General features: G+C 42.6%; 13 protein-coding genes. 6 read left to right on the forward strand and 7 right to left on the reverse strand.

Features of this window, described 5'->3' with window-relative positions; all coding sequences use genetic code 11:
* Position 1: 1 nt before the first annotated feature.
* From hdrB to MmiAt1_RS06165, 3 genes are all read right to left on the reverse strand, one after another.
* Positions 2-943: a CoB--CoM heterodisulfide reductase subunit B gene (gene hdrB, locus MmiAt1_RS06155; protein ID WP_318786013.1), complete on the reverse strand. Its 942-nt coding sequence runs from the start codon at positions 941-943 to the stop codon at positions 2-4.
* Positions 944-989: 46 nt separating this feature from the next.
* Complete coding sequence (gene hdrC, locus MmiAt1_RS06160; protein WP_318786014.1) at positions 990-1,514, reverse strand: CoB--CoM heterodisulfide reductase subunit C; 525 nt, start codon at positions 1,512-1,514, stop codon at positions 990-992.
* Positions 1,515-1,836: 322 nt separating this feature from the next.
* On the reverse strand, positions 1,837-2,163 hold the full coding sequence (locus MmiAt1_RS06165) for a hypothetical protein (protein ID WP_318786015.1): 327 nt from the start codon (positions 2,161-2,163) through the stop codon (positions 1,837-1,839).
* A gap of 383 nt (positions 2,164-2,546) precedes the next feature.
* On the opposite strand from MmiAt1_RS06165, the gene MmiAt1_RS06170 reads away from it, so the two are divergent.
* Positions 2,547-2,669 carry a hypothetical protein gene (locus MmiAt1_RS06170; RefSeq protein WP_318786016.1) on the forward strand — a complete coding sequence of 41 codons (123 nt, stop codon included), beginning with the start codon at positions 2,547-2,549 and terminating at the stop codon, positions 2,667-2,669.
* Positions 2,670-2,674: 5 nt separating this feature from the next.
* Here MmiAt1_RS06170 and MmiAt1_RS06175 read toward each other — a convergent pair whose 3' ends face one another.
* Together MmiAt1_RS06175 and MmiAt1_RS09390 are read right to left on the reverse strand one after the other, a co-directional pair.
* Entirely contained in the window at positions 2,675-4,339 is a 1,665-nt protein-coding gene (locus MmiAt1_RS06175; protein ID WP_318786017.1) for a sodium:solute symporter family protein, read from the reverse strand.
* 111 nt (positions 4,340-4,450) lie between these two features.
* Complete coding sequence (locus tag MmiAt1_RS09390) at positions 4,451-4,561, reverse strand: symporter small accessory protein (protein WP_338140873.1); 111 nt, start codon at positions 4,559-4,561, stop codon at positions 4,451-4,453.
* Positions 4,562-5,491: 930 nt separating this feature from the next.
* Here MmiAt1_RS09390 and MmiAt1_RS06180 point away from each other — a divergent pair.
* From MmiAt1_RS06180 to MmiAt1_RS06195, 4 genes are all read left to right on the forward strand, one after another.
* A complete protein-coding gene (locus tag MmiAt1_RS06180) occupies positions 5,492-6,211 on the forward strand; it encodes a CbiM family transporter (protein WP_318786018.1) in 720 nt (239 codons plus the stop codon).
* A 74-nt stretch (positions 6,212-6,285) separates the two neighbouring features.
* Positions 6,286-6,774, forward strand: a complete 489-nt coding sequence (locus MmiAt1_RS06185) for a hypothetical protein (protein ID WP_318786019.1) — start codon at positions 6,286-6,288, stop codon at positions 6,772-6,774.
* Between the two features lie 87 nt (positions 6,775-6,861).
* Complete coding sequence (cbiQ, locus tag MmiAt1_RS06190; protein ID WP_318786020.1) at positions 6,862-7,665, forward strand: cobalt ECF transporter T component CbiQ; 804 nt, start codon at positions 6,862-6,864, stop codon at positions 7,663-7,665.
* A 28-nt stretch (positions 7,666-7,693) separates the two neighbouring features.
* Positions 7,694-8,770 (forward strand): energy-coupling factor ABC transporter ATP-binding protein, encoded by a 1,077-nt coding sequence (locus tag MmiAt1_RS06195; protein ID WP_318786021.1) that lies wholly within the window; start codon positions 7,694-7,696, stop codon positions 8,768-8,770.
* 108 nt (positions 8,771-8,878) lie between these two features.
* On the opposite strand, the gene MmiAt1_RS06200 is transcribed toward MmiAt1_RS06195, so the two are convergent.
* The gene (locus MmiAt1_RS06200; RefSeq protein ID WP_318786022.1) at positions 8,879-10,054 is read right to left on the reverse strand and encodes a Fic family protein; all 1,176 of its coding nucleotides are present in this window, start codon (positions 10,052-10,054) and stop codon (positions 8,879-8,881) included.
* Between the two features lie 372 nt (positions 10,055-10,426).
* Here MmiAt1_RS06200 and MmiAt1_RS06205 point away from each other — a divergent pair, with 372 nt between their 5' ends.
* A complete protein-coding gene (locus MmiAt1_RS06205) occupies positions 10,427-11,425 on the forward strand; it encodes a cation diffusion facilitator family transporter (protein WP_318786023.1) in 999 nt (332 codons plus the stop codon).
* On the opposite strand, the gene MmiAt1_RS06210 is transcribed toward MmiAt1_RS06205, so the two are convergent.
* Positions 11,361-11,598: hypothetical protein (locus MmiAt1_RS06210; protein ID WP_318786024.1), on the reverse strand; the 238-nt coding region annotated here is incomplete at its 5' end. The genes MmiAt1_RS06205 and MmiAt1_RS06210 overlap by 65 nt on opposite strands.

Raw genomic sequence — 11,598 nt, forward strand, 5'->3', positions numbered from 1 at the left:
TTTAAGCCTCCTTTGCTTTCTCTTGAAGCGCAGTAATCTTCTCTTCAAAAGCCGGATTGGTGATCATATTCATCTGAATGCCGAGCTCTTGGGGCGTGTAGCCGAAGGCGAGGCCGAGCAGCTGGGAGTAGTGCAGAACCGGGATGTGATAGTCTTTGCCGTTCTTGTTGAGTTGAATCTGGCCGGAGTCGAACTGCAGGTGGCAGAACGGACAGGCATCGACAATGCAGTCGAATTCGTCTTTCTGCAAAATTGTCAGTTTCTTTTCGGTCATTTTAAGCGTTGTGTCCAGGAAAGCGGAACGTGCACCGCCGCCTGCGCCGCAGCACATCATTTTCTCTTCGTAATCGACGCTTTTGGCGCCGGTTGCGTCCACCAGTGCGTCAAAGAAGCGCGGGTTTTCGGCGCTGCCTAAGCCTTCTTTTTCTTTGGACGGGCGGATGAGGTGGCAGCCGTAATGAACGGCGACTTTAATGCCGTCGAGCGGAACGGTGACTTTTTCTTTGATTGTCTCGGGTCCGACATCTTTTTCGAGGAATTCGATGATGTGGCGGACTTTTGCGCTGCCTTTATATTCCAGGCCGACTTCGCCGAGCTTTTCGTTAACTTTTGCTTTGTAATCGGGATCGTGCATCAGTGTGAGGTTCGCTTCGCCGAGCGAGCCGTAGCAGCCGTTGCAGATGGTTAATAAATCCATTCCCATCTGTTCGGAAAGAACCACATTGCGGCTGGCCATTGTGAGCCAGGTGGTTTTGTCGAATGACTTGAAAACGCCGGGTGCCGGACAGCAGGAAGCGCCTTCAAGTTCGTGAAGGTCAACGCCTAAATCTTTCATGACCTTGCGGCTGGCAAGTTCGATTCCCGGATAACGGTTGGGCGCAACGCAGCCGAGGAACAAAGAAAGGCTTTGGGGTTTTCCTTGTTTTTCAGTATCTGTAGACATTTCTTGATAACTCCTGATAAATTTTATTGTGCAATTTCTGCATCCGTTATTCTTTTTGCGTCAGTGTGTCGAATTCGCAGACTTTCAAAAGTTTGCGGACTTGTTCGTACGCTTCGGGGTACATGTGAACCGTGGGCGGGACTTCTGTGAGGCCGAGTTCCAATCTTTTCTGTCTGTTGGAATCGTTAATCGGCACGGCGTGTCCTGTTTCGATCACAAAATGCGCGACTTCGCGGTGGGGTTCAAGCATAATCCCTTCATGGACCGCCATTGTGCGCATGCGCAGAAGTGTGTCGACGTTCAAAACGCCTTCGGGACATCTTTCCTGGCATTTGTAGCAGGTGGTGCAGTACCATAAGTATTCGTCTTTTAAAATGCGGTCCTTCATACCGAGCCCGGCCATGCGGATATATTTTTTAATATCGAAATTCTTTTCAATATCCTTCATGGGACATCCGGTGGAACATCCGCTGCAGTTGAAACACAGCAGAATTTTGTCCATCCCTTTTTCTCGGGTAAGCTCTGAAAAGAAGCTTTTATCAATTTCAGATGAACTGACTGGATCTGTCATGAAATTTCCCTCTCATATATATTTAGATAGATTATTTAGACAAATTATTTAGATAGAATTTAATGGTTCAAAGTAAAAAGATCAAATCATAAGCCAAAGAGGCATACCGAAAATCAACAAAAACGGCGAATCGAACCCGTCAAAATATTTCCGTTATTGATTTGAAAAAAACCCCGCAAGAGACGTGCACGAAAATTGCGCGGGTTATGTAATGATAAATTATGAACATACACAAAAACATGAAATCCTATATAAAGTCTGCCGTTCGGCGCAAACAGGTTTACAAATAAACCGTTTAATCTTCATTTTGATTTTCGTTTTGTCAAAAAAAGTTAGGTTTACAATTGGAAATATCTGTAAAAAGAAATTGCAATTTTAATGAATTCTCGGAAAAATTTGACCGGCTCGCGCGCGGCGGGACCGGCACGCAGGCGCAGGCACAGGCGCAGGTGCAGGCCGGCAAGTCTGCAACTGTATTACGGATAAGGCGGCAGCGGCAGGCAGAAACAGTAAGGTAGCAACGGCGGACGGAAACAGTAAGGTAGCAGCAGAACGGAAACAGTAAGGTAACGGCGCAAACAGAAACAGTAAGGTAATCTGTGCCCACGCTCGCGTAGCGAGCGGCTGTGCTAAAAATGAGACGATACATATGGAAATGCTGCCCTCATTGCATTCTGCTCCCATTGCACATAGTCTGCATTGCGTTCGGCCTGCATAATAGAAATTTGCTGAAAATAATTTTGAAACAGTTATTTTGTTTTAATTGAAATCATTGGGACGAATCTCCAATCTCTCCTTTTGCTCGCTACGCTCACAAAACTCGAGATTGGAGGCGGTTGTTTTGTCTTTCATTTATTTTTTGCAATGAAACATCGTGTTTTTTTAATTTCATAAAAATTGAACTCCATTTTTTGCCTGAATTTTTCCGTTTTTTTGTTTTCCGGTTTTATCTGGAGTTCGGGTTTGATAAGTTTTTAAAAACGGATGTTTCGGTTTGCAGAAACGAAAACAAAAACGGAATTGAAAATAAAAATGGAATTGAAAATAAAAAAGAAAGAAAGAAGAAAGAAGAAAGAAAGAAAGAAAGAAAGAAGAAAGAAAGAAAGAAAGAAGAAAGAAAGAAAAAAGAGAACGAAGAAAGAGAACGAAGAATAAAGAAATTAAGCCGCTTCCGCAGCTGTAATTTCTTCATCTTCATTGTCCGAAAATAAATTTTCAACGAATTTTTCTTCCGGCGGCTGCGTCATTAAACTGACAACGATTGCCGCAATAATTGAAAGCGGCGTTGCAATCACAATCGGGTCGACAAACACCCACATACCTGTCAGCAGTGTCGGCTGTCCGAAAAGCATTTGGCAAATTTTGAACGGAACGGCTTCGGAAGCGTGAACGAAAACGTACCAGAAAATTGAAACGGAAAGTCCGGTAAAGAAACTGGCGTACGCGCCTTTTTTTGTCATTTTCTTCCAGAAAAGGCCGCCCGCGTACATCGGAAGAAGCGCCGACGTACAAATGCCCATGAAAACGGCGGTTGCTCTGGCGATGATGCTGCCGGGCAATTCGAAAGCCAAAATGACGGAGATAATCACCGTAATCACCATGCCGATTCGCGTAAACGTAATCGTGTGAGGGGAACGTCCTTTGAAGATGCCGTTTCGAATCAAATCGTAGCCCACAGATGTGCCCATCGTATGAATCTGAGAGGCCGCTGTCGACATGGCTGCCGAAAGCAGACTGAGCATGAAAATCATCACAAATATTTCAGGCATCGCGCTGTTGATGTAAGCGGGAATGATGGAATCAATATTGCCGCCGGCAATGTCCAGCGCGATTTGTCCCGACTCGTTGAAGAAGTAAACATTCGAAAGCGAACCGACAATGTACGCGACGCCTGCCATCATAAAGATGAACGGACCGCCTGCAAAAACGGCTCTTCTGAGTGTTTTATTGTCTTTGACGGTCATGAAGCGGACTGCCAGCTGCGGCTGTGCGATAATGCCGATACCGACACCCAAAATCAATGACGAAACAATTGTCCACCACAGTTCCGATCCGAAAGCCGGCATCATCGTCCATCCTTGATGGCCGATGGCCTGAAAAGAGTCCGGAACCATCGGGGCCAGATTTGTCAGCGCCGTATGAGCTTCGACAATGCCGCCCAGCTTAACATATGTGAAGATGAGCAGGAACGCCATGCCGATAAACATGATCGCGCCCTGGAAGGCGTCTGTGTAAAGAACCGAAATCAAGCCGCCGACAATCACATAAACGGCAACAATGATCGTAAAGATGATGAGTGCCGTATCGTAAGGAATGCCGAGCGTTGTTTCAAGGAAACGGCCGGAGCCGATTAAAACACTGGCCGCGTACAGCGGCATCAAAACGGCAATGAACAGACCGACCCAAGATTGGAGGCCGCGTGATTTAAACCGTTTGCCGATGAACTCGGGAAATGTGGAAGCGTGAAGCTGTTTGCCCATTTTTCTCATTTTCGGACCGAAAACCAAGAAAGCAATAATGATGCCGACGAGAATGTTCAAAAACGCCAGCCAAAGCAAACTCATGCCGTAAGTTGCCGCAACACCGCCGAAGCCGATAATGGCTGACGTACTGATGAATGTCGCGCCGTAAGAGATTGCCATAACCAGCGGATGCGTTTTTCTGCCCGCAATCATAAAATCCGAAGCATCTTTCGTCTTTTTATAACCGTACCAGGCCAAGCCGAAAGTTATTCCGAAATAAATAACAACCAATATCGCAAATATCAGCATACTTGAGCCGGATGACGATCCGAACAAAGAAGAAAGGGTAAACCCGTCAGTCATAAACAATCCTCAATTTTTCTAAATATTTTTCCAATCATTTCAATAATAATAACACGCAGTTCACATAACTGCGTTTTTAATATCTTTGCGGCATAAGCAAGCGCTCATGCATTAATCCGTATCATTCCAGTGACGGATGCCGTAAACCATGCACCATACCGCCCCGAAAAAACACAGAAGATAAGCCGCCAAAATCAGCGGATCCGGTATTCCAAGAATCATTGTACAAACCTTTTTGATATTTTTCAGTGGTTGAAAAACCATTCAATGGATGACATCCTATTATAAATGATTCATTATTTTATTTTTTTAACTTGAATCAAATCATGTCAATTCGTGTCATGTCATTTGATAGCATGATACACAGTTTCACTATATAAAGATTATGTCATAAAAATGTTAAATGTTAAATGTTAAATGTAAAATGTACAGAATTTGAATTATGTGAAAAGTAATAAAAAATTAAGCAAAATGTAATAAAGAATAAATAAATTGTATTACGTTTTTAATACAAGCGTTATTTTCATATATGAAGTAAATTTAGTCAAAAGAAACAAAATTAGTCAGGCCGAAAAATTGCGGATAAAATTCAAAGAATAGTTATATTTCAGCTCTGTTTCGGGTATATTCTCGGTTATGTTCCGAGTCTGTTCTCGGTTATGTTCCGAGTCTGTTCTCGGTTATGTTTTCAATTATGTTCCAATTTCAAAGAAAATCAAACATCCTAAAAACTTCAAAACAGCAACAAGAAAACTTAAAAATCCTAATCTATAAAGGTGACATGTGTTATCGAAATGAGAAGCCTTATAAACAATCAATCGGATATAGAAAGCTCAAATGGAAATGATTTTTAAAAATTTTAAGTCATCTTCATTCATATTTGAATCTGTTGAATTCAGTCAAATATGTTTAAGTGATGCGTGTTTGAATGAACACGGAAATTTGAATATTGATTGAATCTGTTTGATAAAATTGTTATTGGATGTATTCATTGCACTGAATTTGTTATCGAATTTGTACTGAATTTGTATTAAACTGTTATTAAATTTGTATTGAATTTGTTATTGAAACTGTTATTGAAACTGTTATTGAAACTGTTATTGAATTTGTTATTCTATTAATTTATGTCATTCATAAGGAGTCAGGTTATTTATGCACATTTCAGATGGTGTTCTTCCGACATGGGTTCTTGCTGTCGGATGGATACTTACGATAATATTATTGGGCATCAGTGTTCTGTGGGCGAAAAGACAAACAAACGATTTAACGGAAAAGGTGCCGCAGGTTGCCGTTGTGACGGCTGCGCTTTTTGTGGCCTGTATGTTTAAAATTCCCATGCCGCCGACATCTTTGCATTTGATGCTGGCCGGTCTTGCGGGAATTTTGCTCGGGCCGATCGCGTTTGTCTGCGTTTTTATCAGTCTTTTGCTTCAAGCGATTTTGCTTCAGTTCGGCGGCATTACGGTTCTCGGGGTCAACAGTCTTTTAATGGGCATTCCCGCGCTTGCCGGTTATCTGGTTTTCATGGCGCTGTCCAAAACAAAGCTGCCGTCCTGGTTTAACGGTGCTGCGACAAGTTTTATTGCCGTCACAATCACAACGATTCTTTTGGGAATCATCTTTTACGTGTCCGGCATTGACTTCGGCAGTTTGAACGCCATGCTTGACAGAGTGGAAAACATTCCGGTTCTTTCAACAATTGCGGATGTTCTTCAAAGCACACCCGGTCTTTTGACATTCTTCATGATCTTTCTCATGAATGTTCCGCTCATGCTTGCGGAAGCCGTCATCAGCGCGTTTATCATTCCGTTTATTGAAAAAGTAAAGCCCGAAATGCTTGAACGGTACAGAACAGACAAAGGAGAAGCCTGATTGTTTTGAATTGGGATTCTAAAACGGGATTCTGAAACAAAACATCATAACAGGGAAATTTAAGGAGTTATAAAATGTCATTTAAAAAATTGAAATATTTGGTCGCATCGCTTTTGATTTTGTCTTTGCTCATTGCCCCTGCGGCAGCACACGGTGTTTACATGAGCTGGACGCCGATAGGTAATCAGGTTCAGATTCACGCGTATTATCAGGGAAACGACCCGATGGCCAACTGCGACATCACCGTTGAAACAATTGATTCGGCCGGAAACGCGGCGGCATACATCACGGACAAAACCGATGCGAACGGAAACTATACATTTGACGTCAAAAGCGGCATTACTTCCTACCGCATCAAAGTGGTCGAGGGCGAGCACGCCATTTCCAAAAAGATTGATGTCGCCTCCGGCTCCGGCGGCGTTGAAAGCGAAGTCGGCTGGTGGGGAAAACTCATGGGAACGGAAGGCCCGTCTCTCTTTACAATCGGCGCCGGTCTCGGCTGGATTGTCGGTATTGCCGGAATCATCATGTATCTCCAGGCGCGTAAATTGAAAAACAGCTGAATGTTTAAATTAAGCAAAGAAATAATAACAAATCAGCGGATTTCAGAATGCAGATAAATTATTGAAATGAAAGACTGAAGTGACAAGATGGCCTCTCCCGGAATTGACTCTCATTTGTATGCCAAAACGTCGGTGATTCACCGCATGAACCCGATGACAAAGGTGATCGCCGTTTTATTGATGGTGATTTCCGCGGCAATTGTCAATGACATCCGAATGGCCGGTCTTGCGCTGATTCTTTCATTTTTAATGGTTCTTGCGGCAAAACTGCCTTTCACATTTGTTGTCCGCCGGATTTGGTCTCCTTTTCTGTTTATTTTTATTTTTGCAGCGGCCTTGCTTCTCAGCGGCGAAGGCGGCGAAGTTTTGTGGTCGGTCGGATTTTTGGACATCACAAAAGAAAGCGCTTTAAACGCCGGCCTCATTTTGATTCGGGCAACGGCGGCAATTATTATGATTACGGTACTTTTGGCAACCACGCGTTTTGATACGATTATTAAAGTTCTTTATGATTTGAAAATGCCGGTCTTCTTGCTTCAGATTTTGATGTTTTCTTACCGTTACATATTCGTTTTTTCCGACGAATTGGAAAACATGAAAAACTCGATGGCTTCAAAGGGCTTCCGGCCGAGATTGTCCTTGCGCATGTTTTCATCAATCGCCAATATGCTCGGCATGCTTCTGATTAAAAGTTTCGAGCGCGGCGATGAAGTTTACCGCTCAATGGTTGCGAAAGGATATACCGGAAAGCCGACGATTATTACGGAAAATAAAATGAAAATAAAGGATTATGCAATTGTTTCAATTGTCCTGATTCTTGCCGCCGCCATTCATGTGCCGGCTATTCTTCAAAGCGGAATGCTGAACGGAATACTGGGCGGACTCTTATAATTGATTCCCGGGACGGAAGTGAAAACAGATGACAGAAACTGAAATGTGTGAAAAACAAAATGCCGGAAACACGGTCGTCGACGAAAACGCCGGCCAAAATGTCAATCAAAGCATCAGCCAAAATGCCGGTCAAAGCGTCGACCAAAATGCCGGTCAAAGCGCCGGTCAAAGCGCCGGTCAAAGCGCAGCTCCCGTCCTTTCCGTGAAAAATTTAACTTATCATTATCCGAAAAATAAAATGGCTTTGGAAGATGTTTCTTTTGACATTTATCCCGGGGAAAAAGTCGCCGTTGTCGGCCCGAACGGTGCCGGAAAAACAACGCTTTTCCTTCACATGAATTCAACGATTAAAAGCAAGGGCCATATTTTCATTGACGGAAAAGATGTCGCCGGCATGAATCCGACACAGCGTGTCAAGGAAGTCGGCATCATGTTCGCCGATCCCGACAACCAGCTTTTTATGCCGACCGTTTTTGACGACGTCGCGTTCGGTCCGCTCAACCTGGGTCTTTCCAAAGCGGAAGTTGAGCAGCGCGTCGAAGAAGCGATGGCAATGGCCGGCATCAGCGATTTAAAAACGCGCGTTCCGCATCATCTCAGTTTGGGACAGAAGAAAAAAGTGGTTTTGGCCTCCATCATTTCAATGAAGCCGAAAGTGCTTGTCCTGGACGAGCCGACCGCAAATCTGGATCCGAAAAGCAAGCGCGATGTTTTGGATATCGTGAACCGGTTAAACGCAGACGGCATGACCATCGTCATTTCAACGCATGACGTTAATCTGCTTTCGGAGCTTGCCGACAAAGTTTACGTCCTCAACAAAAGAATTATCGAAACGGGAACGCCGCGAGATATTTTTTCAAACCCGAATCTGCTTGAAGAAAACAATTTGGAAGCGTCCGACATTTTCAAATTTTTCCGCCTTCTCTCAACGCTCGGCTTTGACTGCGACGAACTGCCGCTCAGTTTCGATGAAGCCGTCAGCGAAATTTTAAAACAGATGGAAGAAAGCGGCGGACATATTCATTTACACACGCATGATTGTTCTCACGAGCACATGGTGAAATTAAGAGAACAATTCCAATATCGGATTGAGCGGATGGATTGAAAAGGATAAAATCTTTTTTAATTTGTTTTAAGTTTCCTTTTTAGTTTTTTAAGTTTCCTTTTTAATTTTTTAAATTTCCTTTTTACAATTGTCCTGATATTTGAATGGTTATTCGAATATGCTGTATTTCGTCCGCCCGCCGTATTTTTGGCTTTTCAGCAATCCGAGTTCCTCAAATTTCAAAACAAATGTCCGAACGGTCGCGTAAGCGACATTTCTGTAATCTTTTTCCAAATCCTTTGTCGAAAATTCGCCGCTGCCGTAATTGGAAAGAACAAAATAAAACAAATCTTTCTCTTTTTCCGTCACGTTTCCGGATTCCAAAACGGCGCGGAATTTTTCCGTGATGCCGTCGCCGACGTCATAATTTTCAAATTGTGAAAAGACATTCTGCGTGAAAAAATACAAAAACGGCGTCATATCGGAAACGTTGTCTGTTTCCTGGTTTTCCGAAATCAGTTTGAATGATTTGTAATAGCCCGTTTTGTTTTTGTTCACAAAAAGCGAAAACGGGATGAATAAGGCGGACGTGTATCCTTTCTGAACCAAATACCAAAGCTGAAGAAGCCGCGCCGTTCGGCCGTTTCCGTCAAAATACGGGTGGAGGTAAGCCAGATAATAATGAATCATCGCTGATTTCAAAACCTGGTCGATGTCGTCGCAGTCGTTGTCAATGAACCGGATTAAATCATCGATATATGCCGGCAGCTTTTCATGATCCAATCCTTTATGAACCGGCTTTCCCGACGAATTGACAATGTAAACCGAATCGTTCCGATACATTGCTTTGGGGGGCAATTTCGAATCGTCTTCCAAATAATCGTTAATCGCAATCCGGTAGAGTTTGTTTAAATTTTCGGCCGTGATTTTGTGATTCGGGTCTGAAATGAAATCAAGCGCTTTTTTGATGCCGTACGCTTTCTCTTCGCTCGGCGAAACGGGAGCCTGCCCCGCTAAAATCCGGTGAACGCTTTCCCGCTTCGTTTCAATATTCTCAATGGAAAGCGTCGAAGTGATTTCATCTTCCATTGCCTTTATTCCGTATTTTTCGCCGGAATAATTCTGCATCAGCCGCTTCAGACTTTGAGAAACAATTTGAACTTGGGCGGGCGTATAAACAAAATGATTTCCCGAAAAATCCTTCAGCGGAATCTTCCGATAGAAATAATCCGATACCAAGGTGAAATATTCGGCAAAATTGTCTTTGCCGTATTTGTATTTCAATTTTTGAAAACTGAACGTGTTCTTGTCCGTCAGCATTTGAGTTAAAATTTGAGGTTCCATAAAAAGAACAAAGAATTACTGATATAAATAAGTATCAAAAAGTATCAGTTAAAAAAAGTATCAGTTTTAAAAATGCCAAGAAAATAGAATAAAAAAATAGAATAAAAAAATAGAATAAAAAATAGAATAAAAAATAGAATAAAAAATAGAATAAAAAAATAGAATAAACTAAAATAAAAAAATAAAATAAAAACATTCGAAATTTCAGAAACGCGGGAAAATTTTCACTTTTCGCCGGAATTAAAATTATTCATTTTATTCAAAATAATTAACGGATGTTAAAATTGTTCTGTTTGTTTTTTAAATACTATTGCGCCGTTTTATCTATTGCGGGAATCTATTTTTTAAAATATATCCGCACGGGGTATCGCATTGGCAGAACAAAAAAAGGCAAAGGTCGTGACGGTCGGATTGGAAGACCTTCAAACGCCGTTTCAAAACTCGGCCTGCAAGTCAAAGGAAGGTGTCCGGGTCACGGTTATCGGGATGATTGTCAATATCATTTTGACGATTATCAAAATCGCCGCCGGCTTTATCGGCAACAGTGCCGCTTTGATTGCGGACGGTGTTCATTCTCTTTCGGATCTTTTGAGTGATTTTGTCGTTATTTTCAGTATCCGGATTTCGGCAAAGCCGGAAGATGAGACGCACAATTACGGGCATAAGAAAATTGAGACGCTGGCTTCCGTGATTGTCGGTCTGATGCTCCTTTTTGCGGGCATTTCCATTTTGTATGAAGGGGCCGTGACGATTTATGAATTCACGCAGGGCGTTCCGATTGAAAAGCCGGCGATGATTGCTTTTTATGTGGCGCTGATTTCCATTGCCTGCAAGGAACTGCTTTACCAATACACGCACCGCGTTGCCAAAAAATTGGGCAGCGATATGATTGAGGTAAACGCCTGGCACCACCGGACCGACGCTTTTTCATCCGTCGGCGTTGCGGCAGGCATCGGGGTTGCGATTCTGCTCGGCGACCAATGGGCGATTATTGACCCGATCATGGCCGTTCTTCTGGCGCTTTACATTCTTTACATCGCGTTTAAAATCATTTACAACAGCATCAATGATTTGATGGAAGCATCGCTTGATCCGGAAGTCAACGATGAAATCAAATCCGTTATCTTGAACTGCGGCGGCGTTTTGAACGTCCACTCTTTGAAAACCCGAAAACTCGGCAGCTCCAAAGCGATTGACGTTCATATTATGGTGGACGAAGACTTGACCGTCAAAGAAGCAAGCGTGATTCAAAAAGACATTGAAAAATGTTTGAAAGAGCGGTTCGGCGACGACACTTACGTGATTGTTAAAATCGAGCCGTTTTTAGACCGGAAGGCGGAGCGGGAAAAGCATATTTTGGACGGGCTTTGAACTGTTTTTTCTTTTTCTTTTTCTTTTTCTTTTTCTTTTTTGCATTTCTCTTTTCTCTTTCTCTTTTCTCTTTCTCTTTTCCGTTTCTCTTTTCTATTTCTCCTTCCCTTTTCTCTTTTCTGTTTTTTTTTTTTTTTTTTTTTTTTTTTTTTTTTTTTTTCCATTTCTTTTTT

The organism is Methanimicrococcus hacksteinii (genome assembly GCF_032714515.1).
Classification (GTDB): Archaea; Halobacteriota; Methanosarcinia; order Methanosarcinales; family Methanosarcinaceae; genus Methanimicrococcus; species Methanimicrococcus hacksteinii.

Coding starts and splice junctions, on each gene's coding strand:
- MmiAt1_RS06175 (WP_318786017.1), bottom strand. CDS start 4,339: ATGACTGACGGGTTTACCCTTTCTTCTTTGTTCGGATCGTCATCCGGC.
- MmiAt1_RS09390 (WP_338140873.1), bottom strand. CDS start 4,561: ATGATTCTTGGAATACCGGATCCGCTGATTTTGGCGGCTTATCTTCTG.
- MmiAt1_RS06200 (WP_318786022.1), bottom strand. CDS start 10,054: ATGGAACCTCAAATTTTAACTCAAATGCTGACGGACAAGAACACGTTC.
- cbiQ (WP_318786020.1), top strand. CDS start 6,862: ATGGCCTCTCCCGGAATTGACTCTCATTTGTATGCCAAAACGTCGGTG.
- hdrC (WP_318786014.1), bottom strand. CDS start 1,514: ATGACAGATCCAGTCAGTTCATCTGAAATTGATAAAAGCTTCTTTTCA.
- MmiAt1_RS06195 (WP_318786021.1), top strand. CDS start 7,694: ATGACAGAAACTGAAATGTGTGAAAAACAAAATGCCGGAAACACGGTC.
- MmiAt1_RS06165 (WP_318786015.1), bottom strand. CDS start 2,163: ATGTATCGTCTCATTTTTAGCACAGCCGCTCGCTACGCGAGCGTGGGC.
- hdrB (WP_318786013.1), bottom strand. CDS start 943: ATGTCTACAGATACTGAAAAACAAGGAAAACCCCAAAGCCTTTCTTTG.
- MmiAt1_RS06170 (WP_318786016.1), top strand. CDS start 2,547: ATGGAATTGAAAATAAAAAAGAAAGAAAGAAGAAAGAAGAAAGAAAGA.
- MmiAt1_RS06180 (WP_318786018.1), top strand. CDS start 5,492: ATGCACATTTCAGATGGTGTTCTTCCGACATGGGTTCTTGCTGTCGGA.
- MmiAt1_RS06185 (WP_318786019.1), top strand. CDS start 6,286: ATGTCATTTAAAAAATTGAAATATTTGGTCGCATCGCTTTTGATTTTG.